Here is a 25,531-nt window from a genome sequence, read left to right as displayed (position 1 = left end):
CGCCCCCGGGGCGGGTGAGGGCCGTGAGGCCGCGGGAGGCCCGACGCTCGAGCTCGGCGAGCCGTCAGTGGTTCACTCTCACCACGACCGATGACGCTGGACGACAGGCGGACTGGGGACGACGCGAGGCCGACCTCCAGCGCCGTGAGGCCGATGTGACGGCTCGCGAGGCCGCCCTCGCCAAGCGCATGGAAGAAGCCCAGGCGATCCTGGCTGCCGCCGACAGAGATGCTGCTGCCGACGAGCGCGAGCGCGATCTGGACCGAGCGAAGATGGTGGCCCCGCCGGATGCGGGTGACTACGGCCACGACTGGCCAGAACGCCGTTGCGCCGCTGCGGATCGCGAGCACTCCAAGGATGACCGGGCGGCGTCCCACGACGACCGGATTCACCTGACGGAGGGCTCCGACCCGGACGACGCCTGACCGGTCTGCTCGGTGCGGCACGGTGCGGTGACCCAGGGTGGCCCACGCCGACAGCCTGGTCGACGTCACGGCCCGACGGAGGGCGTACGCCGACCGCCGCACCCGCGACGACGAGGGCCCGCCGGGATCATCCCGGCGGGCCCTCGTGCGTCGTGCGGTGTGCTCAGTGGTCGCGCAGCGGGACGTCGTCGGTGTCCCGCAGGCGGTGGTCGTCGAACTGGTGACCGTCGACCGGGTGGTCGAGACCCGCGGTGAGCTCGGCCTCGTGCTCGGCGTGGTGGTGCGCCTCCTCGAGCTCGGCCGCCGTGGGCTTCTGCACGTTGTGCGAGTACATCCACCGCGACAGCCGGGCCCGCAGCCGCTCCGAGCGGCTGTTGGGGGCGGCCACCCCGGCGGCGTCGGTGTCGCCGGCGCCGGTGAAGACCTCGTCCCGGTCACGGGCGGTGAGGGTGTAGGCCGCCTTGGGGTTGATCGGCAGGTGCCGCTCGGCGTACTGGCCCTCGGGGGAGCGGGTGATGATGCCCGTCTCGTAGCCGTGGAGGAGCTTCTCGTTGTCGTGGCGCTGCAGCGAGATGCACCAGCGCCGCGTGATCCAGAACGCCAGGAGCGGGCCGAGGAAGATCGCGACGCGCATGAAGTAGGTGATCTGGTTGATGCTGGCGTGCAGCTTGATGGCGATGATGTCGTTGCCACCGGCGGCCCAGGCGAGACCGTAGAAGGTCATCAGGGCGACCATCACCGCGGTGCGCGTCGGCGCGTTGCGCGGACGCTGGAGCAGGTGGTGGTCACGCTTGTCGCCGGTGACCCAGCCCTCGAGGAAGGGCAGGAGGATCAGGACCGTCAGCATCAGCGGCGGCACCAGCAGGATCGGGATCAGCACGTTCCACGAGATCGTGTAGCCGAACAGGACCGTCTCCATGTGGCTGGGCATGATGCGCAGCAGGCCGTCGGGCCAGCCCATGTACCAGTCGGGCTGCGAGCCGGCCGTCACCTTGGTCGGGTCGTAGGGACCGAACTTCCACACCGGGTTGATCGACATCAGGCCGCCCATGAGGGCGATGACGCCGAAGACCATGAAGAAGAAGCCACCGGCCTTGGCGGCGTACACGGGCAGCATCGGGTAGCCGACGACGTTCTGCTCGGTGCGGCCGGGGCCGGGCCACTGCGTGTGCTTGTGGTAGACGAGCAGCAGCATGTGCGCCGCGATGAGCGCGAGCAGGATGCCCGGGATCAGCAGCACGTGGACGATGTAGAGCCGGGGGATGATCGACTCGCCCGGGAACTCGCCGCCGAAGAGCAGGAACGACATGTACGTGCCGGCGACGGGGGTGGCCTTCAGGAAGCCGTCCGCCGCGCGGACGCCGGTGCCCGAGAGCAGGTCGTCGGGGAGCGAGTAGCCGGTGAAGCCCTCGAGGGTGCCCAGGAGGAGCAGGATGCAGCCGATGACCCAGTTCAGCTCACGCGGCTTGCGGTAGGCGCCGGTGAAGGCCACGCGCAGCAGGTGGACCATCATCGAGGCGATGAAGATCATCGCGGCCCAGTGGTGCATCTGGCGCATGAGCAGGCCGCCGCGCACGTCGAAGGAGATGTTCAGCGTGGAGGCCATGGACTCCGACATGCCGATGCCGCGGAGCTGGTCGTAGGAGCCTTCGTAGGTGACGTGCCCCATCGACGGGTTGAACCACAGCGTGAGGAACACGCCGGTGAGGAGCAGCACGACGAAGCTCCACAGGGCGATCTCGCCGAGCATGAACGACCAGTGGTCGGGGAAGACCTTGCGGAGGTTCTTCTTCATCGCCGTGGCGAGGCCGAGACGGTCGTCGGCCCACGTGGCCAGCGAGGCGCCCGGGCCGGGCTTGGAGGCGGTCGCGGCGTCCGTGCGGTTGCTCGTCGCGACCTTGCTGGTGTCGAGCCTGGAGTCCGTGCTCACTGCTTCTCACGCTCCCAGTAGCTTGCCCCGATGGGCTCGGTGAAGTCGCTCTGCGCGACGAGGTAGCCCTCATCGTCAACTGCCAGTGGCAGCTGCGGAAGGGGCCGGGCAGCCGGACCGAAGACGACCTTGGCGTGGTCGGCGAGGTCGAAGGTCGACTGGTGGCACGGGCACAGCACGTGGTGGGTGGTGCGCTCGTAGAGGGAGATCGGGCAACCCACGTGGGTGCAGATCTTGGAGTAGCAGATGATGCCGTCGACGGTCCACTTCTCCCGGCCCTTGGCGGGGACGATGTCGTCGGGGTTCATCCGCACGATGATGATCGCGCCCTTGGCCTTGTCGACCTGCAGCTGCGCGCCGTGGAGCTCCTCGTAGCCGTTCTCCTCCGTGGGGAACAGCGCCTCGGGGGCGGCGTTGATCAGGTCACCCATCTCGACCTCGCTGGCGAGGATCGGGGTGCCGACCACGTCGCGGACCAGGCGCATGCCCGGCTCCCAGATGGTGTGGGCGAGCTTGTCGATGTCGAGCTCGTCTCCGGGGGCGAGGTCGCGCAGCAGCACGACAGCCGGGAGGCCGAGCACGCCGACCGCGCCGAGCATGGTGTTGCGGACCAGCGGGCGACGGCCGATGCCGGCCTCGTCGAGGCCGTCGTTGAGCGCCTGGACGGTCGCTTCACGGTCCTCGGGGGGCGAGGCAGCGGCGTGGCGCATCTCCACGATCTCCACGTCGGCCATCAGCTTGCGGGCCAGGTGGATGATGCCGATGCCGATCAGCAGGAGGCTGACGCCCAGGGTGACGCCGAGCGCCATCGTGGAGGCGCCCATGCCGGCGAAGGTGTCCCAGTTGTCGCCCACCTCGAGGGTGAAGTACGCGACGACGAACAGGACCGCGCTGATCATCGCGGCGACGAACATCGCCGCGACCTGGCGCTCGGCGCGCTTCTCGGCCAACGGGTCGATGTCGGTCGGGCGCCAGGTGTGCTCCGGCAGGCCCGGGTCGGCGATGGGCTCGGCCTGGCGGTGCGCCGGCACGTGGGAGTCGGGGGACCCCGCCTCCGAGGGCTCGTTCTGGCCGTGCGGCAGCGGCGTGCCATCGGGCGCGTTCATCGGGCGGTTGTCGTCGTTCACGCGCTCACCTTGCTCTTCTTGCTCCGAGTCGTGTGCGAGGCGATCCACACCGCAGCGCCCACGAGCCCACCGATGCCGAGGACCCAGGCGAACAGACCCTCGGACACCGGTCCGAGGCCGCCGAGGCTGAAGCCGGCGTACTCGGGGGTGTCCTGGATGCTGCCGAGGTAGGCGATCACGTCGCGCTTCTCGTCGGGGGAGAGGTTTCCGTTGCTGAAGTTGGGCATGTTCTGCGGGCCGGTCAGCAGGGCCTCGAAGATGTACTTGCCCTCGACCCCGTGCAGGCTCGGGGCGTAGCCACCGCGGGGCATGGCCCCGCCGTTGCCGTTGAAGTTGTGGCACGCGGTGCAGTTGGTCAGGAAGATCTGGCCGCCGCGGGAGATCGCCTCTTCGCGCTCGGTCTCCGACAGGCCCTCGATCGAGTAGTCGGACTCGTTGGGCACGGCGGGGCCGGGGCCCAGCGAGGCGACGTAGGCCGCGAGGGCGTCGATCTCCTCCTGGCTGAACACCACGGGCTTGCGGGGCGCCTGGGCGCCCGGGCTGGCCATCGGCATGCGGCCGGTGCCGACCTGGAAGTCGACCGCGGCGGCGCCGACGCCCACCAGGGACGGGCCGATCTGGTAGCCCTCGCGCACGGTGGGCATGCCCTCGCCGTTCTTGCCGTGGCAGAACGCGCAGCTGGCGAGGAAGAGCTCCTTGCCCTGCGCGACCTGCTCGGTCTCGCTGGCCTGGCTGTCAGCCTGGGCCGGGGCCAGGGCCGTGTAGAGGGAGCCGCTGATCAGCAGTCCCAGCAGGAGCACGACGAGACCCGCAAGAGGTCCCCGACGGTGCCGGGACAGGCGACCTGCGGTTCGGTTGAGCACACGCACGATGAGTCCTTGCCGGTTGCGACGGTATGGGAATTCTTGGGGTTGCTTACTGGATGACGTAGATCGTGAAGAACAGGCCGATCCACACCACGTCGACGAAGTGCCAGTAGTAGGACACGACGATCGCGGTGACGGCCTGCTCGTGGGTGAAGCGCCTGGCCAGGTAGGTGCGTCCCAGCACGAAGAGGAAGGCGATGAGTCCGCCGGTCACGTGGAGGCCGTGGAAGCCGGTGGTGAGGTAGAACATCGTGCCGTAGGCGGAGCTCGGGATGGTCACGCCCTCGTGGATCAGCTCGGCGTACTCGAGGGCCTGGCCGCCGATGAAGACCGCGCCCATGACGTAGGTCAGGGCGAACCACTCGCGCAGGCCCCACTTGGTGAAGTTGAGGACGCCACCGGTGCGGCCGACCTGGCCGCGCTCGGCCGCGAACACGCCCCACTGGCAGGCGAAGGACGACGCCACCAGGATCGCGGTGTTGGCCGTGGAGAACGGCACGTTGAGCTTCTCGGTCTCCTGCGCCCACAGGTCGGGGCTGACCGCGCGGATCGTGAAGTAGGCCGCGAACAGCGCGGCAAAGAACATCAGCTCGCTCGAGAGCCAGATGATCGTGCCCACGCTGACCATGCTCGGTCGGTCGTGGTGCCCGTGGAGTCGGGATGCCGGAATCGCTGTTGCAGTCGCCACGAGGGCCATTATGGCTGCTGTTCTGCCCGGAGGGCACCCCGGCCCCCTGTGTTGCGACGTCATAAAGTTCACAGGGTGCTGATCGCCCTGCCGCTGCTCTCCGGAGACGCCTCCGAGATCCTTCCCCGATTCACCCTCGGGCGCGTCCTCACCGACTGGGGGATCGACCCGATCCCGTTCGTGGTGACGGTGTGGGCGGTCGGGCTCTATGTCCTCGCGGTGGCCACGCTGCGCCGGCGCGGTGACCGCTGGCCGGTCGGTCGCACCCTGTCCTTCGTGCTGCTCGGGATGGGGTCGTTCTTCGTCGCCACGTCGTCCGGACTGGGCCGCTACGACACGACGCTGCTGAGCGTGCACATGGTCCAGCACATGGTCCTGTCGATGGTGGTTCCGCTCGCCCTGGCGCTCGGGGCGCCGATCACCCTCGCGCTGCGGACCCTGCCGGCGGCGCCGCGCCGCTGGTTGCTGGCGGTGCTGCACTCGCCGGTGGCCAAGGTGCTCGCCTTCCCGCCGCTGGCGTTCGTCCTCTACGTCGCCTCGCCGTGGGCGCTCTACTTCAGCCCCTGGTACGACGCCAGCCTCGACTCGGCGTTCGTCCACCAGATGATGCACGTGCACCTGGTCCTCGTCGGCACGCTCTTCTTCTGGCCCCTGATGGGGATCGACCCGCTGCCGGGCCGCGTCGGCTACCCGTTCCGCGTGCTGCTCACGATCATGACGCTGCCGTTCCACGCCTTCCTCGGTGTCACGATCATGGGTCAGACGACCCTGATCGGGGCGGAGCACTACCTCGCCCTGCGCGAGGGACCGATGGGCGCCTGGCTGCCGCCCGCGCTCGAGGACCAGCACCTCGCCGGCGGGATCCTCTGGGCCAGCGGCGACCTGATCGGCGTGCTGTTCTTCGCCGTGCTGTTCACCCAGTGGGTGCGGCAGTCGATGCGGGAGGCGTCGCGGGAGGACCGCCGGCTGGACCTGGCCGAACGGCGCGCCGGCCGCCCCTGAGGCGGCGCAGGACGTTGCCGTACACGTCACGCTCCCTTGCGAGCCACGGCGAAGGCGCTGAGACCGAACGGCAGGCGTATTCCGCGACCGATGATGGCAGCCTCAGCCCTGAGCTCCGCTAGGAAGAGGCCGTCGACACGGGCAGGAACTGCCGCCGACTGCTTGCGCCCGGCGTCGTTGGAGCCAGCTCCTCGACGCCTGGACTTGAAGACACGTCGCGACGAGCTCGCCAGTCGCATCACGACGGCTATGGGAAAGAGAAGGGTGACGAAGTAGCCGGCCTGTCGCACCTCTAGCTCGGGTGGCATCGCTGACACCAGACGACGGCGGGTGTAGCGCCGGTAGTGGTCAAGGGCGCGGTCGTGGTCGCCAAAGAGCCACTGATAGGCCGGCACAGTTGCGACGAACACCCCGCCGGCGCTCAGCAGCGACGCCACCCACGCTGCAGCAGCATGGTCGTCGGCGAGGTGCTCGAGAACGTCGAGCGCGATCACGACGTCGTAAGGCCCTTGGAGCGGAGCGGGTATCGCGTGGTCGAAGACGTGACGCACGCCCTCAAGCTTTCGCAGCGCTGTCAGACCCAGCGGGTTGATCTCAAGGACGTCGACCTCGCCGAACTCCTGCAGGATCGGGACGTTCTGGCCCACCCCTGCACCGATCTCGAGGATCTGAAGACCGCCGCGGTCGTTGGCGTGTTCTGTGAGGAGGGTGCGAAGGAGGTGACCGCGCCCAACCTTGAGCCAGTTGTCGGCCTCGGCGCTCATCTGTTCGTACGACTCGTCCCGCATGCTGATCTACCCCTTCCGGCTCGCCCCGCCAGACCCTACTGGCCCTGACGCGGCGCGGGGGTGGGGACAGATACGATGGTTGAGTGAGTGACACCACGAAGCCGTTGAAGGTGCTGGTCTACAGCGACGACGTCAACACCCGTCAGCAGGTCATCCTCGCTCTGGGTCGGCGACCGCACCCCGACCTGCCCGAGCTGGAGTACGTCGAGGTGGCCACCGAGCCCGTCGTCCTGCAGAACATGGACTCCGGCGCGATCGCCCTCGCGATCCTCGACGGCGAGGCCGTCCCCGCCGGGGGAATGGGCATCGCCAAGCAGCTCAAGGACGAGATCTACCAGTGCCCGCCGGTGCTGGTGCTGACGGGCCGTCCGCAGGACGCGTGGCTCGCCACGTGGTCGCGCGCCGAGGCGGCCGTGCCCCACCCGATCGACCCGATCCAGCTCGCCGAGGCCGTCATCGGCCTGCTGCGCCCCTCGGTTCCGGCCACGTCCTGAGCCGGACCGGCCCCCGCCGTGCAGGGGCCACTAACCTGAGCGCATGTCCCACACCTGGCCAGACGTCCTCTCCACGCTGGTCGCCGGGAGCGACCTGACGACCGAGCAGGCGCGATGGGCCATGGACGAGGTGTTCGCGGGCGCTGCCACGGACGTCCAGCTGGCCGGCCTCGTGGTCGCCCTGCGAGCCAAGGGCGAGACGGTCGAGGAGGTCTCGGGCATCGCCGCGGCGATGCTGGCGGCGGCCAGGCCGATCTCGGTGCCCGGCCGCCTGCTCGACATCGTCGGCACCGGCGGTGACCGATCGATGTCGGTCAACATCTCGACGATGGCGGCGATCGTCGCAGCGGGGGCCGGCGCCCGGGTCGTCAAGCACGGCAACCGCTCCGCGTCGTCGAAGTCCGGGTCGGCCGACGTGCTCGAGGCGCTCGGCATTCGCCTGGACCTCAGCCCGGCGCGGGTCGCGGAGGTCGCCGAGGAGGCGGGGATCACCTTCTGCTTCTCCGCCGCCTTCCACCCGGCGATGCGGTACGCCGCGGTGCCGCGGCGTGAGCTCGGCATCGCCACGACGTTCAACATCCTCGGACCGCTGACCAACCCGGCGCGCCCGCAGGCGCAGGCCATCGGGTGCGCCGACGCGCGCATGGCACCCGTGATGGCGGGCGTGCTCGCCGAGCGCGGCGTCGACGCCTGGGTGTTCCGCGGTGACGACGGCCTCGACGAGCTGACGACGACCACCACGTCGACGGTGTGGCGGGTCCGGGACGGTGCCGTCACCCAGGCGGTGGTCGACCCGGCGGCGCTGGGCCTGGCTCCGGCCACCACCGACGACCTGCGGGGCGGCGACGCCTCCCACAACGCCGACGTCGTACGCCGCGTGCTGGCGGGGGAGGCCGGCCCGGTGCGCGACGCGGTGCTGCTCAACGCAGGGGCCGCGCTGGCGGTGCACGGCACACCCGAGCAGGAGGTGGAGCAGGCGCTGCCCGCGGGTGTCGCTCGGGCGGCCGAGGCCATCGACTCCGGGGCCGCCGGCGAAGCGCTCGAACGCTGGGTGGCTGCCACCGCCCGAGGGCCTCAGGACTGAGCGGTCGGCTCCAGCAACGCGTAGGCGTCGTCGGCCTCGACGATGCGCCAGCCGGGGTCGTCCATCAGGGCGTAGCCGAGCGGCGTGTCCGGGTCGACCAGGGCGACGTCGACGTCGAGCTCGTCGAGGTCCTCGCGCCAGCCCGGCTGCTGCAGCATGAGACCGGCGTTGCGGGCGAGCTCCGCGTCGGTGAAGACGTCGCCGTAGCCGTGCGCCACGACCTGCAGGTCGGGGTGACGCCAGAGCAGGTAGGGCCCGAAGTCCCACTCGTCGAGCACGGCGCTGCCGCCAGGCATCGCGTCGAGGCGCTGGTCGACCCAGGCGGGCACGACCCGGGCCTCGTCGCGCTGGGCGGCCACGGGCACGAGGACGGCGGAGGCCACGGCCGCGGCGCCCAGCACCACCACCACCTCGCGGCGCGAGGGGCCGGCGTCCGCGGGCACGAGCCGCTGGACGGACCGCGCGACCATCGGTGCGAGCATGATCGCCGCGACGGGCGCCGTCCGCACCGAGTAGAGCGCCCAGGCGATCGCCAGGCCGAGCCACAGCGCCTCGGGCCAGTCGACGGTGGAGCGGCGCAGCCCGTCGAGGACCACCACCGCGGCCATCACCAGTAGCGGCAGCGCGGCCACCGAGCTGAACGACGGCGAGGCCCACTCGGTGAAGTACGCGGAGCGCGACCCTACTGCGCCGAGCGAGCGGAAGACGTCGAGGCCGAGGGGGGTGCAGGCTGATGCCACGAGGGAGAGAAGCGGGACCAGTGCGACCCAGCGCAGGGTGGGGGCGCTCCACCGGCGCTGGAGAGCCATCCCGGCGACGGCGACGGCGCCCAGCAGCACGCCCACCGGCCACATGCCGTGCAGCATCGGCCAGAGCCACGCCAGCGCGACCAGCCACCACCGCGGCCGTCCGTCCTCCACCGTCTTCAGCCAGGCAGCGCAGCACACCGCGATCAGGACGTAGCTCAGCAGCTGGGGTCGCGGGCCGAGGCCGGGCGCGGCCACGACGTAGGTGAGTCCGGTCGCCATGGCGGCCGGGAGGGGAGCCGCCTCGCGCCGGCAGGTGAGGTAGACCAGGCAGACCAGGGCCAGCACGAGCGTGCCCACGACCCAGAGCACGGCAGCCAGCCCGCCCGCGTCGACCAGCCGGGCGAGCCCCATCTGGGGCAGCCACTGCGTCGCCACCCAGTCCGCGCTGTCGAAGGAGCTCAGGTGGCCCGGCGCGGAGATGTCCCAGTCGCCGAGGAGCTCGCGACCGAAGCGCAGGTGGAACCAGAGGTCGTTGTCCGCTCCGGGGACCACCTGCTGGCGCACGGCGGACCCCATGAGCACGCAGAGGCCCAGCACCGGCAGCACCCGGCGAATGAACGCGGTGATCACTCGTCGATCTCCAGCACCCACGACTCGTGCTCGCGGCGGAACCCGAGCCGGTCGTAGTAGGCGCCGACCATGGACGGAGGGGTGACGACGCGACGGATGCCGTGCTCGGCCAGCAGCCCGCTGCGACGCCAGACGAACTCGCCGGGGGAGAAGTCGCGATAGCGGGGTGTCACGTAGTCGAGCAGCACGTGGCCCGTCCCGTCCTCCTCCCGGAGGAGCACGACGCCGACGGTCTCGTCGCCCTTCTGGACGAGGAACGCGTCGTGGTCGTCCCCGGGGTCGTGGATGAAGTCCGGATTGAACCGGAGGATGTCCTTGCCGTGCACGCGCAGGACGTGTCGCAGGTACTCGTCGTCCGGGCGCACCTGGAGCACCTCGAACGCTGTCTCGTCGTGGCGCTGGCGGAGCATGGTGACGATGAACCAGACGTTGATCGCCACCAGCACGGCGTTCATCCCGACCATCGGCCAGACCTCGAGCACCCCGTTGAACACGATCAGGATCACGCACGCGATGGCGTTGAGGACACGCAGTCGAAGCACGCTGGCCTGCAGGAGCGAGTAGACGAGCAGGACGCTGCCGCCCCACCCCAACAGGTCCAGCCAGTGGTCAGCGAGCCAGGTCACGGCGGGAGCCTACTTCCCGCCGTGACCGGGTTGGGGGGACGAATCACTTCACCACGTAGAGGATGATCTTCTTCGACTTCGAGCCGAAGACCTGGGCGTTGCCGAGGTAGACGACCTGCAGCTTGTGCTTGCCCTTCTTCAGCTTCTTGATCTTGAGGCTGAGCTTGCCCTTGTGCACCGGAGCCATGGTCTTCTGGGCGACCTTCTTGCCCTTGTCGAGCACCTGGACGACACCGGTCGGGGTCGTCAGGCCGGGGACGGTGACCGTGACCCCCAGCTTGGCGGCCTTCTTGAGCTTGATCCGGCTCGACTTCAGGGCCCCGGCGACCGTGGACTTCATCCGGCCGACGGCGACCGCCGCCGTCGTCGTGGCACCCTCGTTGAAGCCGGGGTAGGAGGCGAAGACCGTGACCGAAACGTCCCTGCCTGCGTCGTCGGCTGTCACCTTGTAGCTCGCCGAGGTGGCCCCGCTGATCGGGGACCCCTGCCGCAGCCACTGGTAGCGGTACTTGTTCGCAGCCGGGCTCCAGATCCCGTTGGAGACGGACAGCGTGCCACCCGGGGCGGCCGACCCGGAGATGGTCGGCGCGCCGACGTTCTGGAGCGCGCCGCCAGCGGTGATGGCCACCTCGTTGCTGACCGAGTCGCCGTCGGTGTAGGACGGCTTGCTGCCGGTGACGCGGAGCGAGATCGTCTTGGTGTAGTCGGCCGTCGTCAGCGTGTACGTCGTCGCGACCGCATCGCGGATCGCCGACCCGTTACGGAGCCACTGGTAGCTCATCTGGACGTCGGGCTGGTTCCACACCGGCGGCGTGCTGGTCAGCGTCTGGCCGACCGCCGACCCGTTCGGTGCCATGACCTGCGTCGGCGTCAGGGCCCGGATCGCGGTGTCGACGGTGAAGGTGCGTGCCGTGCTGACGCCGATCTCCTTGCCGGCCACGTCGAGCGCCTTGACGCGCCACGTGTAGGTGCCGTCGGACAGGCTCGCCGGGTAGGTCCAGCCCGTGGCAGAGGTGGTGACAGCGCCGGGGTTGGTCGCACCGGCCGAGGTCGGGTCCACGTCGACGGTGTACTTCGCCGCCTGTGCGCCAGCGGGGGCGTACGGCGTCCACGCGAACGACGCGTTGGTGGGCGCGAGGGACGCCTGGTCGTAGGGACTCACCACGGAGACCGGGAGCGGGTCCACCCAGAAGCGACCCAGGTCCGACCAGCGGCCGACCTCCCCGCCGACGTCGGTGCGCCGCACCCGCCAGCGGTAGGGCTCGGAGGACGGCGGCAGCGGGGCAGCCGGCACGAACGCCGCCTGCTTGGTCACCGTGCGGAACACCTGGTTGCCCGTCGAGGGGACGGTGTCGTCGTTCCGGTAGACCTCGAGCTCCCACGTGGCGTCGAAGTTCTCGGCCGTCCACTGGAAGACCGTGCTGCCGGCCGACTGGTGGCTGTTGAAGGCCGGACGGGCGGCCGGGTCGACCACGGCACGCTCGGGTGTCGACGTCGTGCCGGGGTCGAGGTTGGTCGCCGGGGTGGCCTTGACCAGCTTGCGGGTCTCCGACCAGGCCAGGCGCGCGTTGAGCTTGTTGTTGGAGTCGATGGCCTGCACGCGCCACCAGAGGTCGCCCTCCGGATACGTCTTGGTGAACGCCGTGTAGGTGGCCTGGTCGACGATGACGTCGTCGATGGCGTTCGCGTCCGTGATGGTCGCCGACTGCGCGACCTGCAGGCGGTAGCTCATCGCTGTCTGGTACGGCGCACGGGTGCCGCCGTAGACGGGCGCAGTGGCCTGGTTGGTGAGGTGGTAGTCCGTCCACCGGAAGGTGACTTCGTCACCGATCGTGGTGCTTGCCGCCGGTGCCTCCAGCACGACGCGCGGGGAGACCTTCCGGAATGCGCTCGCACCCGAGTCCGTCTGGCCCGAGGGGTCCGGGCCGCAGTTCCGGGTCGGCATGACGTGCACGCAGGCGCGGACGTACCAGTAGTAGGCCGGTCCGGACTCGTTGTCAGGCAGCATGTTCGGCCGTTGGGTGTCCGACGGCGTCCACCGGGAGTTGGTCGTCTCGATTCCGCCGACGTAGATCAGCTGGGTGAAGTCGGGGTCCTCGGCGATGTAGACCTGGTAGCCGCCAGCGCCGGGCACGGGCGCCCAGTCCAGGACGGGGGTGGCCGACATGCCGGCGCAGACGGTGCGCTCGTCGGTGACCCCATTGGTCACCACGAGGCGCTTGCGGCACGCGTTGCCCGCGTCGAGCGCGGCACCGTCGAGTGCCGCCTGGTAGCCGGTCACGAGCCCCGGTGGCTCGATGGTGAACGTTGACGTCGGACCGACGCCGAGGCTGTTGTTGTTCGTCGCATCGAAGGCCGCCACCCGCCACGTGAACGGTTCGCCGGGACGGCTCAGGAAGTAGAGTCCCGGGTCGCTGACCGCCGGGTAGTAGAGCTTCTCCCTGAGGATAGGCGTCTCGTCTTCGCGAAGCCATGACCCTGCGGCCAACACCTGGAGCTTGTAGTAGACGGGCCGCTCCTCCGTGGACGCCAAGGGCTGCCACGAGAGCGAGGGGAAGCGCGAGGTGGGCTGGTCGGTAGGCACCGGGTTGGGAGTCAACGGCGCCGCACCGGCAGTCATGGGCAGCTCCCGGACGTACACGACTCCTTGGTAGAAGGACAGGGTCGGGCGGCCGGTCGCGTCGAGGCCGGCGACCCGCCACACGTAGCGGTCCGGTTCGCGCGTCGGGTCCTCCTCGTCGGTGTCGGTCTCGAGCAGGTCGCTGGTTGGGGTCCACGACAGTGCCGAGGTCGTCTCTGTGTAGGTCCGTCCCGGCCCCTCGAGCGTGATCTCGTACTGGTTGACGTCGGGACTCGGGTTCCAACGGAACGTCGGCACCGTCACCGTGCTGCCGCTCGCCGGCGAAATCGGCGTGATAGGCGCGGTGGCGCCGCTGTCGTAGACGAAGCGACCGGTCGTGGAGAACACGCCGTTGACGGCCGGCTTCCGCGGCCCGTCGAGCGACCGCACCTTCCAGTAGAAGGTCCTTCCTTCCGGCGGGGTGCACCGGTCCTGGAAGAAGTCGGGCGTGTAGGTCGTCGAGGACGTGTAGCACTTCTTGGTCGTGGGGTCGCCCTCGGTGAAGTTGATGTTCTGGCTCACCACGAGCTCGTACCGCGAGGCGTGGCGCACCGGGGTCCACTGGTAGTAGACGTCGTCGCCGATTCGGGGGGTGGTGGTCGTCCCCGCCGGCGGGTAGACCAAGGACGGCTTGAACGGCCAGCGGCGGTCGAAGACGTTGGGCGTAGCCGGCCATGGGGTCGGCTCGCCCGCCGCGTTGTAGGCGCGGACCTTCCAGTAGTACGAGTTGTTGTCGTAGGTCGTGGTCGGGGAGTAGCGGGTCGAGTAGACCTTCCGCTTCTCGATCTGGGTGTTGAAGTCGGGGTCCAGCGCGACCCAGATCTCGTACTCCTTCGCACCCTTGACCGGGTCCCAGTCGAAGACGACGTCCTGCACCTCGAGGCGTGGACGCACCCCGGTGGTGGGCGACGGCGCACAGACGAGCTTTGCGCCGCAGCTGGTGGACGTCACCGGCGGCAGCTGAGCGACGTCGTACTTCGTGTAGGTGGTCCAGTCGCTCTGCAGGCTGTTCTCGAACTTCGCCCGCACGCGGACGAAGTAGTCCTCGGTGCCGGACTTCTCGCCGACACCCTGGGGGTCGGGCCAGACGTAGGAGGTCGTCTTGACGTCCTTGACGACTCCGCCCACCCCGTCGCCCTCGGCGTCCATCTCGACGTCGTACGACGTCGCACCGGCGACCGGCTGCCACGAGATCACGGGCGGCGAGACCGGCGGCAGGATGCGCTGGCCGGGGGAGACCCGGACGTTCGCCGGGACCGTCAGCGGCGCGATCGTGGTCGTCGCCGTGGTCCACGGACTGTTCCCGCTGGCGTCAACGGCCTGCACCTGCCAGTAGAGGGTGCCCGACCGGAGCACGCGGGTGGGCGTGTAGGACGTGGCCGTCGTCTCCTGGTTGAAGACGACGGGCGAGAACGAGGAGTTCTCCGAGCCCTGCACGCGGTACTTCGTCGCACCCGCCTGGCTGTTCCAGGTCAGGGTCGGGATCGGCGAACCGCTGGCCGACAGGCCGGACGGCGCCGCTGGCGCCGCCTCCGCCGTGGCCATGGGGGCGATCGTCACCCCCAGGCACAGTGCCGCGACCGCGGCTGCGCGTGCGAATGACCCGAAGAACGTGCGTGGCATGCCTGAAATCCCCTCGTGGGCACGGTTGACCTCGCCACGCTAGGTGTCGCCCCGAGGCGCTGACCTGCAAACAGGCACGCCCTAGTCACAAATGACTAGTCGATGTGACCGATCGGGTGGCGCCGGTCGTGCTGGGCCCCGGAGATCCGTCGGCGATACGGTGGCCACATGATCACCGCCATCGTCTTCGTCAAGGCCGACGTCGCTCGCATCCCCGAGGTCGCCGAGGCGATCGCCGCGCTCGACGGCGTGAGCGAGGTCTACTCGGTGACCGGTCAGGTCGACCTGATCGCCCTGGTGCGGGTGCGCGAGCACGAGGACGTCGCGTCCGTCGTCGCCGACCGCCTCAACAAGGTCGAGGGGGTCACCGAGACCGAGACGCACATCGCCTTCCGGACCTACTCGCGCCACGACCTCGAGTCGGCCTTCAGCATCGGGCTCGACTGAGCTCTCCCACCGACGCCGGATCAGCGCACCGGGCGGTGCACCGGCGAGGGCTGCTCGTCGAACGGCGTCAGCGACAGCCGTGACTGGGTGACCGCGTCGTAGACCGCGAGGTGACGAGCGGCCCCGGCGACCGGGCACACCCAGTCACCCTCGACGTCGACGAGCCGGACCCCCGGCGACTCCAGCCAGCGGAGGATGCGCTCGGTCTCCTCCGCCGTGGCGGCAGGCACCGGACCGGGCGCGCCCTGCACGGTCTCCGCGCTGGCGCGGAGCTCACGCACGAACTGGTGTGCGTCGGCGCCGCGCGGGATGACACCGGCCCCGGCGAGCCGACCGTGCCGGACGACGTGCACGGCCCAGCGCCCGTCGTCCTCACGCCGGGCCGCGACGACCTCGGGGCACCGGGTCAACGCCGAGAGCCGTTGGGTGCGGGCCGCGGCCCGCACGAAGGTCGAGAGGCGGTCGCGGTGCAGGCCGGCCTCCTCGAACCGCTCGAGCTCGGCAAGCGCCTGCATCCGTGCGTTGATCGCCTCGACCACCTGGTCCGGGCGACGCAGCAGCGTGTCGCGGAGCTCCCGCACCACCGCGGCGTAGGCCGTGGCGTCGACGGTGCCGTCGCAGGGGGAGAGGCAACGACCCATCTCCGCCAGGGCGCAGGGCGACCCGGACGGGACCGCAGGCAGCCGGCCGCTGCACTGGCGGACAGGGAACGTCTCGTGCAGCGCGGCGAGGCACTTCTCGGCCGTCTTCCGCGACGAGAACGGGCCGAGGTAGTCGGCGTCGTCGTCGAGGACGCGGCGCACGAGTGACAGTCGGGGCCAGGCCTCTCGGGTGAGCTTGACGAAGTGCACCTTCTCCGGGAAGCGCGAGCGCCGGTTGTAGCGCGGCTTGTGCTCGGCGATCAGGCGGAGCTCGCGGACCTCAGCCTCCAGCGGTGTCGCGCACTCGATGCCCGTGACCGACTCGGCGAGGCCGACCATCTCGCCCATCCGGCTGCGCGTCTCCGAGGCGGTGAAGTAGGTGCGGACGCGGGTGCGCAGATCGCGCGAGGTGCCAACGTAGAGGACGCGCGAACGCTCGTCGCGGAAGAGGTAGACGCCGGGGGCGTGGGGCAGGCCCTCGGCGAGGTGGCGCTTGCGGCGCTGGGCGGTGGAGACGCGGGCGGAGAAGGTCTGCAGCCCCTCGAGCGTGTGCACGCCCAGGCCGCCGAGCCGCTCCATCAGGCCGTGCAGCACGTCGACGGTGGCGCGCGCATCGGACAGCGCGCGGTGGTTGGGGGTGGTCCCCGAGCCGAACACCTTGGCCAGGGAGGACAGCTTGCAGTTGGGGGACTCGTCGCGGGTGATCACCCGCCGCGCCAGCTTGGCCGTGTCGAGCACCTCGAACCGTGGCCAGGTGCGGCCCTGCTGGGCGGCGAAGTGCTGGAGGAACCCGACGTCGAACGGCGCGTTGTGCGCGACCAGGACGCAGCCCTCGGCGAACTCGAGGAACGCCGGAAGGGCGGACTCGATCGCGGGTGCGTCGTGCACCATCGAGTTGCTGATGCCGGTCAGCACCGCGATGAACGCGGGGATCTCCGTGTGCGGGTTGACCAGCGTCTGGAACTCGCCGAGCACCTCGCCACCGCGGACCTTCACCGCACCGATCTCGGTGATCATCGACCCTGCGGCCGCCGAACCGCCGGTGGTCTCGAGGTCGACCACGCAGAACGTCAGGTCTCGCAGGGGCCGCCCCAGCTCGTCGAAGGTGCGTTGCGCCTCCCACCGGGATGTCGCGGACCGCATGGTGGTCGTGCCCATGTCTCGACGGTAGACACGACGTCCGACATTCCGCCGTGGGACGCGCCCGACTACTGGCACACTGACGCCCGGCGGGGCGAGAGCCGACGTGCAACTGGCGGATGCATCTGGTGGATGCACTTGGTGGAAGGGTGAGACCTGTGATCTCGGTGGTCATCCCGGCCCTGAACGAGGCGGACAACCTGGCGGTGCTGCTGCCGCGCATCAGGACGGTGCTGGAGGACACAGGCCGCGACTGGCAGATCATCGTGGTCGACGACGGCTCCTCCGACGACACCGCAGGCGTGGTGGGCAAGCTGGCGGTCGAGGACGACAGGTTCGAGCTCCTGCAGCACCGGCGCAACCTCGGCAAGGCGGCGGCGCTCGACGACGGCTTCACGGCCGTCCTCGCCGCCGGCGCGGAGATCGTGGTGATGATGGACGCGGACGGCCAGGACGACCCGGCCGAGCTGCCGCGCCTGCTCGAGGCCCTCGACACGGCTGACCTGGTGACCGGTGCCCGTCGCAAGCGCCAGGACCGGTTCATCAAGCGCAACACCTCCAAGCTCTACAACTGGACGACCGGCAAGCTGTCCGGCGCACCCGGCCGCGACTTCAACTCCGGCTACAAGGTGATGCGCGCCGAGGTGGCCCGCGACGTCACCCCGATGCTCTACGGAGAGATGCACCGCTACCTGACGGTGATCGCGCACCAGGCCGGCTACCGCGTCGCCGAGGTCACGGTGCAGCACCACGCCCGCATGAGCGGCACGAGCAAGTACGGCCCCGCCCGCTTCTGGCGCGGCTTCTCCGACCTGCTCACGGTCCGCTTCCTCATGTCCTACGAGAACCGGCCGTCGCACCTCTTCGGTGGCCTCGGCGCCGTGTGCTTCCTGGTGGGCGTCGCGGTCCTGACCTACCTGACGGGGGTGAAGCTCACCGGCGAGGCCATCGGCGGGCGTCCGCTCCTCCTCGCCGGAGTCCTCCTCACGGTCGTCGGTCTCCAGCTTGCACTCTTCGGCCTGCTCGCCGAGCTCGTCGTGCACGCGCGCAACAAGGCGCGACGGAGCGGGCCGGCATGAGGGGGTGGCCGCCACCGCCGCGGTGGCTGGTGTGGCTGAGCGGCGCCCTTGTGCTGGTCGCGGCCGCCGTCTGCGTGCTGGGTGCGATCCGCATCGGAGTGACGGTCGACGAGACCTTCCACGTGGTCCGGCTGCAGAACTTCTTCGATCACGGCTGGTACCTCCTCGACGACGACCTCTCCGCAGGTGCCGTTGGCTCGTGGGTCGGGGACGCCTACGTGTACGCGCCGGTGACCACGTTGTTCCTGCACGGGGCCAACGTCGTCCTGGGCAATGAGACATGGGGGACGGTCGCGACGAGCTCTGACGCATATCTGGTGCGCCATCTCGGGGTCGTCCTCATCGGTGCGGTCGGCGTGGCAGCGACGGCTGCTACTGCTGCGCGGATCTCGGGTTCGTGGCGGTGGGCTCTGGTTGCAGCCGGGATGTTGTCGGCCATGCCCATGTGGTGGGGCCATGCGATGTTCAACGTCAAGGACATCCCCGTCGGGACCGGCTATGCGCTGGTGACGCTCGGGTGCATGCTCGCGCTGGGGGCGCCCTCGGTAGCGACGGATGCGTTCCGCGGTCGGCACGGCAGGCTGAGTGCGGTGGCTGTCGCCGCCGGTGTGTTGCTCACGATCGGTACCCGCCCGGCAATGTGGGTCGCCCTCGGCACGGTGCTTGCCTGGACCGCTTTGGCGATGGTCATGACGGGGGCTCCCGACAGCGCTATTCCGAAATGGCGGCGGGTCGCCATGTTGGTGGCTTCCGCGCTGGCGCCACTAGCGCTCCTCGCAGCCATCTACCCAAGCGTTTTTGCGCGTCCGGACCTTTGGCTGTGGGAGTCGGTGTTCGACTCGAGTTCCAATGGAATGGTCAGTTCACGCGGCCACCTGCCGTTCGCCGTCGCGGGGACTGTTCCGATCGTCTTGCTGGTAGTCGGGCTGCTCGGCTCGTACGGCCGGTTCGCCGCGTGGCGATCTGATCCGCGTCTTTTCTCTGGCCGAGCACCGCTGATGGTTCTCCTCCTCCTGCAGGCACTCCTGCTGCCAGTCCTGCTCGTCGCGTCCGGCGCACCATTGTCCGGTGGTCTGCGCCATGTCCTCTTCGCTGCGCCAGCCGTCGCGGTGTTGATGGCGGCAGGACTAGCCCAGCTCTTCGATGACGCGGGCGCCCGCGGTCGCCAAGCTGTGGCCGCCATCGCGGGAGTCGGGATGGTCCTACCTGTTGTGACGTCCGTCCAGCTCTTCCCGTACTCCTACGGCTACGTCAACGAAGTGGCCGCCGCTCTTGGAGTCAACTCGCAGGCCGACTTCTGGCAGGCGAGTTTCCGCGAGTACGCCGACAAGCTCGACGCGGGCGACTTCGTCGTGTGCGGAGCCACCACCGACGAGGAGGGACGCCCACTTCGACAGATGCCGAACGGCGGCCAGTCATGGCTTGACCTCAGCCTGCCGTGCACTGGGCAGAAACTAGGTGTGCTCGCGCCCTACGCTCAAGATCTTCCAGCGAGCGAGGTGAAAGCCGAGTTCGTGGCCTTGCGTGTCCGATTGGAACCTCCGTCGAAAGGATGCCGCGAGATCGCTCGGGTGACTCGGCCGCGGCTCTTCGACACAGTGGTGCTCAGTACGGCAGAGGCGTGCCCGTTGGTGTTGATTCCTTATGGCGGTCCGATCACGCTGGACGGGGCCGGAAGGGGGGCCGGCTACCTGTTGGGCGGATGGTCCGGTAATCCCGGTGACCCCACGATAAGCGTGGAAGACCGGGCCAGCCTCGGTTTTGAATTGCAGGACGGGCTCGACGAACTCCGGGTGTTAGGCGACGCGACCGGAAGCGTCGAGTTTCTTATCAACAACCGTCCCGCTGTCTCACTCAGGACAGGCACCGGGTGGCTCGTCTCGCCCGGTGGTGTGATTGAAGAGCTGGGGTCGTCGCGCAATGTGGTCCTGACCATCGTGGCCAGAGGTGGAGACGCGGAAGTGTCGGGTGTCGAGGTCGTTGGAGCGGACTCGTGAAGCGCGCTGCCGCGATGCTCCTCGCAACCTTGAACTGCCAGTTGTTCTTGGTCGTTCGACGCCGGTCGCCCGCTCGTTTCTCTCATGCAGGTGTCGCGATCCGTATGACTTTCTCGTGGGCAACCGAGTGATGACACCGCGGTGACTAATCGTCTCTGGAACTCCCTCAGAGGACTCTTCCTCGTTGCGGTGGTCGCGGGAGTGTGGTGGTCGTGGCGCAGCTCCGGGGACAGGCTCAGCAATGCGCTGGGGCAGGTGGGATCGGATCAGGTGTTCCTGGCGGGGGTCCTTGTCCTCACAGGACTGTTGGCGACGGGTGTTGTCTGGCTTCTTGCACTTGATGCATTCGGGGTCAGTGGCACCGTGCGCGAGCTGGTCCCGCCCTTCTTCGTTGCTCAGCTCGGCAAGTACATCCCTGGGTCAGTCTGGTCCTTCGCTGCCCAGAGCGCGCTCGGCGCCCGGCGTGGCCTGCCGCCGCGGGTTCCTGCTGCAGCTGGTGTGCTGCTGGTAGGCGCGCATGTCGCCAGCGGCCTGCTTCTGGCTGGGATCCTCGGGTGGTGGACCGCGCTCCCGACCTGGGTCGTCATGGTGTCGCTGCTCGTCGGCGTTGTGGGCATGCTGCCCGCTGTCCACCGACAGGTTGGCAAGCGCATCGCGGGGACGACGTGCGACTGGCGCGTCTGGCACAGCGTGCGCAGCGCGGTGCTGATGGTCCCGGTGTGGACGTGCTACGCCCTGGCCCTGGCCGCCCTCGCCCCCGAGGCGGACGCGCGGCTCGTGCTCACGCTCGGGTGCGCGTTCGCGGTCGCCCACGCCGCGGGTGTGGCAGTTCCCGTCGCCCCCGCCGGCCTGGGAGCGCGCGACGGCGTGCTGGTCGTGCTCCTCGTCCCGGTGCTCGGCACAGGTCCGGCCGGGATGGTCGCGCTGGTCGCCCGCCTGCTGCACGCCGTGGCGGACTTCGTCGTCGCAGCCGCCGCGTGGTGGATGATGCGGACGTCCGACGCCCGGCAACCGTCAGGTCGGCGCCCCGGCGGCCACTAGGCTGACGACGCACCGGGCCGCGCCCGATCCGTCCCACCGCCCACACCTGCCAGGAGTGCACCGTGACCGACCAGAACGCCGGCCTTCGTGTCCCCGCCGAGGGCGAGAGGTGGCGCTGTGGGGGCTGCGGCAACCTGACCCGGTTCGACGTGACCCGGACCCGACGCACCACCGAGTACTGGCACTTCGACCTCGCCGGGGACCACCAGGTGGAGGAGGAGACCGTCCGGTCCGAGGCCGTGGAGGCTGTCTCGTGCCGCTGGTGCGGACGCTCCGACGCCATCGAGGTGGTCGACCGCGCCGCCGCCGACACCTCGGCCGACCCGGCCGCCGGCTGAGCCTGCCCCTGACGACCGTGCCCGACGCAGACCGGCTGCCCGAGCGACTCCGCCTGCGGGTGGTGGCGCTGGTCTCGGCCGTGCTGCCGTCGGTCACGCCCGTGCCGCCCACGCTGCGCAAGGTCGCCGGGTTCGCGCCCGCCCGCCGCGCCCGCCTCGGGGGGCAGGCCATCTGGGACGCTCTCGCCGACGACGAGTTCCGTGGGCACGCGGCCGTGCAGGTCGCGGCGGTCCCGGTCCAGGCCGACGACCCGTACGACGCCGCGGCCCGCGCGTGGCTGGCCCGCGAGGAGGGCTGGACCTCGCTCGTCGCCGACGTCGTCGCCGACCTCGAGCAGGCCGAGGCCCACGACGAGCGTGCCCACGGCGAGGTGGCACGGCTGACCGCCCAGGTCGCCGCGCTGCAGGCCGAGCTGGCCACCGTCCGTGTCGACCACCGCGAGGAGCTGGAGGCGATGCGCGCCGAGCACAAGGTCCTGCGCCAGCGCCTCGGCCAGGCTCGCACCGCCCTGCGCGAGGCCGAGGGCCAGCGCGTCGAGGCCCTCGCCGTGCGGGACGCCGTCACCGCGTCCGCGGGTGCCGCCGTGGCGGCCGCGGAGGCCGACGTACGCCGGCTGCGCGCCCAGGTCGAGCAGGCCGAGGGCGAGCTCACCGCCACCCGTCGCGAGGGGCGCAGCCAGCGTGACCAGGCCACGATCCGCGCTCGCTACCTGCTCGAGACGGTGGTCGAGGCGGCCACCGGCCTGCGGCGCGAGCTCGGCCTGCCCGCGGTCGAGGGCACACCCGGCGAGCTGGTCGAGTCGTCGCTGGACGCGCCTCGCTCCGCGCCGGCGTCCAGTGGCCCCGGTACGCCAACCCAGCTCGAGCAGACGCTCGCCCTGCCGCGCGCACGGCTCCTCGTCGACGGCTACAACGTCACCAAGCAGGCCTGGCCGAGCGCCAGCCTCGAGGCGCAGCGCAGCCGGCTGGTGACCGCGCTGGGGCCGTTGGTGGCCCGCTCCGGGGCCGAGACGACGGTGGTCTTCGACGCCGCCTCCGCAGCGACCCGCACCGTGATGCCGGCCCCCCGCGGGGTGAAGGTGGTCTTCAGCCCGTCCGGCGTCATCGCCGACGACGTGATCCGTCAGCTCGTCGCTGCCGAGCCCCGCGGGCGGGTGGTCGTCGCGGTCACCGACGACCAGGCGCTGGCGAAGGACCTGGCGCGGGCAGGTGCCCGGGTGCTGCCGGCGGCAGCCCTGATCGGCCTCCTGACGTGACCCGGGCGGTCCTCGCCCGGCTCGACGAGTGGCGCTGGTGCCTGGGTGCCTGCGTCGTCGCCCTGGCCGTGCTGGCGGAGTTCGTCCGCATCGGCGGGGACTGGGACTGGCTGGTCGCGATGGGCGACCACGTCGTGTCCACCGGCTCCGTGCCGGACTCGGTGCCGTTCGCCGCGGCCGACACCTCGGGCTGGCGCAACGTTCCTGTGCTGGCCGAGCTGCTGGCGGCCGGCCTCCACGCGCTCGGGGAACGGACCGTCGTGCTGGTGCACCTGGTGCTCGTCGGCGCGACGCTGGGCGTGCTGGCCGTCGCCGCGCGCGGCCGGGGTGCACGTGACGCCTACGTCGGCGGCGCGCTCGCCGCCCTCGTCGGGGGCAGCCTCACCACCCTCGGCGTGGTCCGGGCCCAGACGCTGTCGCTGCTGCCGTTCGCACTGCTGCTCGCGCTGGTGGCACGCCAGGCGCGCCGGCCCGACCGCGGCATCTGGTGGGCGGTGCCGCTCGTCGTCGTCTGGGGCAACCTCCACGGCGCCGCGCTGCTCGGCACCTGCGTCCTGGGCGCGTACCTCCTCCTGCACCGGCTGCCGCGCCGCCCGCTCGAGACGGTCGGGGTCGGGGTGGCCGCGCTCGTCGGGCTCTGCGTGACCCCACAGGGCTGGCACACTCCCCAGTACTACGCCGAGGTGTTCGACAACGTGTCCGCCCAGCGGGCGGAGGGCCTGTGGGCCCGCCCCGCGCTCGACGCGCCGTTCGACGTCCTCATGCTGCTCGCCGCGATCGGCCTGGGAGTGCTGGCCCTGCGCAACCGCCGCGACCTGTGGGAGTACGTCGCCGTCGCCGGGCTCGCCGTGGCCACGGCGAGCGCGGCCCGCCACGGGGTGTGGTTGCTCCTCCTGCTGGTGCTGATGGCCGCCGGCCGCCGCGAGGGGCGTGACGGCGCGGGCGAGCCGGGAGAGGACGTCCGCGGTGCGGCGCTGCGGGGAGCGGTCTCGGTGGTCTGCGTCGCCGGCGTGGCGTGCTCGGTGGCCGTCCCCCTGGCGCTGCTGCGCGGGCAGGCCGTCCTGGGGGCGCGGCCCGCGGTGGTGGAGACGGTGGCCGAGGTCGCGGGCGACCGTGTGGTGCTGGCGCCGGCGCCGCTCTCGGAGGCCCTCGCGGTCGCCGGGGTGCGGCTCTGGGTGTCCAACCCCCTCGACGCCTTCGGCCACGACGACCAGGCCGCCTACCTCGACTTCCTCGACGGCCGCCCCGGCGGCCGCGCAGCACTGGCGCAGGTCGACCTCGTCGTGGTCAGCGAGGCGTCGGCGCCGCAGGCGCTCGTCGCGGACGACCCCGCCTTCATCCGGCAGCCGTGCGGGGAGCGCTGGACCTGCTACGTCCGGCGGTGAGGACGGACCGCGACACGCGCGGGACGCCGTTGTCGGTGGGCCCTGCCACGGTGTGAGCCATGACGACACGGATCGATTGCGACACCTGCGTGGTGCGGGGTCTGCACTGCCACGACTGCGTGGTGAGCGTGCTGCTGGGACCGCCGCCGGAGCTGACCATCGACGAGGAGGAGATGGCCGCGCTCGACGTGCTGGCCTCGGGGGGACTCGTGCCGCCGCTGCGGCTCGTCGACCCGGTTGCAGGGCCGGTCATCGAGTCGGCCTGACACGCGCGAGGACGAAGTGTGGCGAAGATTGGCGGGGCCCCCGTTCCCGGTCTAGGGTGTCCCTGGCGCTCGTGGAAGTGGATCACCCGGATCCGCGCGGGCGTCGCGCCGAGTTGCAGCCCACGTCCCCCGCACCACCCGTGGTCTGTGAGCCGGGGAACCACACTTCCCCCTGGGGTGAATCCCCTGTGAGGCGCACTGCGCGAGCGGTGCGTGGAGCAGGGGTAGGACACGTCGTGCCGAACCCGTCAGCTCACCCGGTAGGCGTACGACACCCCGAGGAGTTCCCCCGCTCGTGGCTCAGACCCGCAAGCGAGCTGGCGCGACCGTGCTTGGTCTCTCCGCGATCGCTGCCATTGCTCTCGTGCCCGCCACCCCGGCGCAGGCCGACCCCGACATCAAGGACGTCAAGGCCACGGTCGACCGTCTCTACCACGAGGCGGAGGCGGCCCAGGAGCGCCTTCACGACGCGAAGCTCGACCTCGCCGACCTGAGGAGCGACCTCGCCGGCCTCAAGTCCGACCAGTCGCGTCAGGACGAGCGGCTCGCCTCCGTCCGCGACCAGGTCTCCGACGCCGTCGTGCGCCAGCTCGAGGGAGAGGGCATCTCGACCGTCGGCCAGATCGTCGTGTCGGAGGACCCCAGCTCCTTCCTCGACAGCCTGTCCACGATGTCGTCCTTCAACGACCTCCAGTCCTCGCTCCTGTCCGACTACGACACCGAGCTCGAGGCCCTCGAGATCCGCCGCGAGGCCACCGACGCCCGCACCACGGAGATCTCCGAGCTCACCGAGCAGCTGAGCGCGGAGAAGGAGACCGTCGATGACAAGCTGGCCGAGGCCAAGAGCCTGCTGGCCGACCTCGAGGCCGACGAGCGTGAGCGGCTCCTCGCCTCCCGCGGCGGCGTCAGCCGCATGCCCGCCTCCGTCCCGGCCTCGGGCCGCGCGGCGGCTGCCGTCCAGTACGCCCTCGCGCAGGTCGGCGACGCCTACGTCTACGGCGCGGCCGGCGAGAGCGCCTTCGACTGCAGCGGCCTGACGATGCGCGCCTGGGCCCAGGCCGGCGTGTCGCTCCCGCACTCCTCGAGCGCCCAGTACGGCTCCGGCCCGCACATCGCCGCGAGCGACCTGCAGCCCGGCGACCTGGTGTTCTACTACAGCCCGATCAGCCACGTCGGCATGTACATCGGCAACGGCATGATCGTCCACGCGGCCAACCCCGGCACCGGCGTCGCCGTCTCGGGCCTCTACTCGATGCCCTACGTCGGCGCGGTCCGCCCTGGCTGACCTG

The 25,531-nt window shown here is 70.5% G+C and carries 22 protein-coding genes and 1 riboswitch; of the genes, 13 read left to right on the top strand and 9 right to left on the bottom strand.

Annotated features, from left to right (window positions below; translation table 11 throughout):
- Positions 1-23 precede the first annotated feature (23 nt).
- Positions 24-425, top strand: coding sequence for a hypothetical protein (locus ASC64_RS05040; RefSeq protein ID WP_156385030.1), 402 nt, complete (start codon positions 24-26; stop codon positions 423-425).
- 163 nt (positions 426-588) lie between these two features.
- Here ASC64_RS05040 and qcrB read toward each other — a convergent pair whose 3' ends face one another.
- From qcrB to ctaE, 4 genes are read right to left on the bottom strand one after another with little or no spacing between them, the layout of a single operon-like run.
- Positions 589-2,355: a cytochrome bc1 complex cytochrome b subunit gene (gene qcrB, locus ASC64_RS05035; RefSeq protein ID WP_056906451.1), complete on the bottom strand. Its 1,767-nt coding sequence runs from the start codon at positions 2,353-2,355 to the stop codon at positions 589-591.
- On the bottom strand, positions 2,352-3,482 hold the full coding sequence (gene qcrA, locus ASC64_RS05030; RefSeq protein WP_235563534.1) for a cytochrome bc1 complex Rieske iron-sulfur subunit: 1,131 nt from the start codon (positions 3,480-3,482) through the stop codon (positions 2,352-2,354). The genes qcrB and qcrA overlap by 4 nt, the downstream gene beginning before the upstream one ends.
- Positions 3,479-4,351, bottom strand: coding sequence for a cytochrome bc1 complex diheme cytochrome c subunit (qcrC, locus tag ASC64_RS05025; protein ID WP_056906450.1), 873 nt, complete (start codon positions 4,349-4,351; stop codon positions 3,479-3,481). Before qcrC ends, qcrA begins: the two co-directional genes overlap by 4 nt.
- Before the next feature lie 46 nt (positions 4,352-4,397).
- Positions 4,398-5,045: an aa3-type cytochrome oxidase subunit III gene (gene ctaE, locus ASC64_RS05020; protein WP_156385029.1), complete on the bottom strand. Its 648-nt coding sequence runs from the start codon at positions 5,043-5,045 to the stop codon at positions 4,398-4,400.
- Positions 5,046-5,111: 66 nt separating this feature from the next.
- Between ctaE and ASC64_RS05015 the strand changes: the two genes are divergently transcribed.
- A complete protein-coding gene (locus ASC64_RS05015) occupies positions 5,112-6,038 on the top strand; it encodes a cytochrome c oxidase assembly protein (RefSeq protein ID WP_235563532.1) in 927 nt (308 codons plus the stop codon).
- 26 nt (positions 6,039-6,064) lie between these two features.
- Here ASC64_RS05015 and ASC64_RS05010 read toward each other — a convergent pair whose 3' ends face one another.
- Positions 6,065-6,826 (bottom strand): class I SAM-dependent methyltransferase, encoded by a 762-nt coding sequence (locus ASC64_RS05010; protein WP_056906449.1) that lies wholly within the window; start codon positions 6,824-6,826, stop codon positions 6,065-6,067.
- Between the two features lie 83 nt (positions 6,827-6,909).
- Here ASC64_RS05010 and ASC64_RS05005 point away from each other — a divergent pair, with 83 nt between their 5' ends.
- A complete protein-coding gene (locus ASC64_RS05005; protein WP_056906448.1) occupies positions 6,910-7,320 on the top strand; it encodes an Rv3143 family two-component system response regulator in 411 nt (136 codons plus the stop codon).
- Positions 7,321-7,363: 43 nt separating this feature from the next.
- On the top strand, positions 7,364-8,404 hold the full coding sequence (trpD, locus tag ASC64_RS05000) for an anthranilate phosphoribosyltransferase (RefSeq protein WP_056906447.1): 1,041 nt from the start codon (positions 7,364-7,366) through the stop codon (positions 8,402-8,404).
- On the opposite strand, the gene ASC64_RS04995 is transcribed toward trpD, so the two are convergent.
- From ASC64_RS04995 to ASC64_RS04985, 3 genes are read right to left on the bottom strand one after another with little or no spacing between them, the layout of a single operon-like run.
- Entirely contained in the window at positions 8,395-9,783 is a 1,389-nt protein-coding gene (locus tag ASC64_RS04995) for a hypothetical protein (RefSeq protein ID WP_056906446.1), read from the bottom strand. The genes trpD and ASC64_RS04995 overlap by 10 nt on opposite strands.
- Positions 9,780-10,409, bottom strand: coding sequence for a hypothetical protein (locus tag ASC64_RS04990; protein ID WP_056906445.1), 630 nt, complete (start codon positions 10,407-10,409; stop codon positions 9,780-9,782). The genes ASC64_RS04995 and ASC64_RS04990 overlap by 4 nt, the downstream gene beginning before the upstream one ends.
- 43 nt (positions 10,410-10,452) lie before the next feature.
- Complete coding sequence (locus tag ASC64_RS04985; protein WP_056906444.1) at positions 10,453-14,652, bottom strand: Ig-like domain-containing protein; 4,200 nt, start codon at positions 14,650-14,652, stop codon at positions 10,453-10,455.
- Between the two features lie 168 nt (positions 14,653-14,820).
- On the opposite strand from ASC64_RS04985, the gene ASC64_RS04980 reads away from it, so the two are divergent.
- Positions 14,821-15,099, top strand: coding sequence for an Lrp/AsnC family transcriptional regulator (locus ASC64_RS04980; RefSeq protein ID WP_056906443.1), 279 nt, complete (start codon positions 14,821-14,823; stop codon positions 15,097-15,099).
- A gap of 20 nt (positions 15,100-15,119) precedes the next feature.
- On the opposite strand, the gene ASC64_RS04975 is transcribed toward ASC64_RS04980, so the two are convergent.
- Positions 15,120-16,898, bottom strand: a complete 1,779-nt coding sequence (locus tag ASC64_RS04975; RefSeq protein WP_056906442.1) for a DEDD exonuclease domain-containing protein — start codon at positions 16,896-16,898, stop codon at positions 15,120-15,122.
- 140 nt (positions 16,899-17,038) lie between these two features.
- On the opposite strand from ASC64_RS04975, the gene ASC64_RS04970 reads away from it, so the two are divergent.
- The 8 genes from ASC64_RS04970 (at position 17,039) to ASC64_RS04935 (ending at position 25,527) form a co-directional block, all read left to right on the top strand.
- On the top strand, positions 17,039-17,959 hold the full coding sequence (locus ASC64_RS04970) for a glycosyltransferase family 2 protein (protein WP_056906441.1): 921 nt from the start codon (positions 17,039-17,041) through the stop codon (positions 17,957-17,959).
- 50 nt (positions 17,960-18,009) lie between these two features.
- A complete protein-coding gene (locus tag ASC64_RS04965) occupies positions 18,010-19,956 on the top strand; it encodes a hypothetical protein (RefSeq protein WP_156385028.1) in 1,947 nt (648 codons plus the stop codon).
- 363 nt (positions 19,957-20,319) lie between these two features.
- Positions 20,320-20,997: a hypothetical protein gene (locus tag ASC64_RS04960; RefSeq protein ID WP_156385027.1), complete on the top strand. Its 678-nt coding sequence runs from the start codon at positions 20,320-20,322 to the stop codon at positions 20,995-20,997.
- A gap of 62 nt (positions 20,998-21,059) precedes the next feature.
- Positions 21,060-21,335 carry a hypothetical protein gene (locus tag ASC64_RS04955; protein WP_056906438.1) on the top strand — a complete coding sequence of 92 codons (276 nt, stop codon included), beginning with the start codon at positions 21,060-21,062 and terminating at the stop codon, positions 21,333-21,335.
- Positions 21,336-21,352: 17 nt separating this feature from the next.
- Entirely contained in the window at positions 21,353-22,591 is a 1,239-nt protein-coding gene (locus ASC64_RS04950) for an NYN domain-containing protein (protein WP_056906437.1), read from the top strand.
- Positions 22,588-23,976 carry a hypothetical protein gene (locus ASC64_RS04945; protein WP_056906436.1) on the top strand — a complete coding sequence of 463 codons (1,389 nt, stop codon included), beginning with the start codon at positions 22,588-22,590 and terminating at the stop codon, positions 23,974-23,976. Before ASC64_RS04950 ends, ASC64_RS04945 begins: the two co-directional genes overlap by 4 nt.
- 59 nt (positions 23,977-24,035) lie before the next feature.
- Positions 24,036-24,242, top strand: coding sequence for a hypothetical protein (locus ASC64_RS04940; RefSeq protein WP_056906435.1), 207 nt, complete (start codon positions 24,036-24,038; stop codon positions 24,240-24,242).
- A gap of 129 nt (positions 24,243-24,371) precedes the next feature.
- A riboswitch (cyclic di-AMP (ydaO/yuaA leader) is annotated at positions 24,372-24,507 on the top strand.
- Between the two features lie 30 nt (positions 24,508-24,537).
- Positions 24,538-25,527, top strand: coding sequence for a C40 family peptidase (locus tag ASC64_RS04935; protein WP_056906434.1), 990 nt, complete (start codon positions 24,538-24,540; stop codon positions 25,525-25,527).
- Positions 25,528-25,531: the final 4 nt, after the last annotated feature.

This window comes from Nocardioides sp. Root122 (genome assembly GCF_001425025.1).
Lineage (GTDB): Bacteria > Actinomycetota > Actinomycetes > Propionibacteriales > Nocardioidaceae > Nocardioides.
The sequence above is the reverse complement of the archived record's forward strand: the minus strand, read 5'-3'. Positions and strand labels throughout refer to the sequence as shown.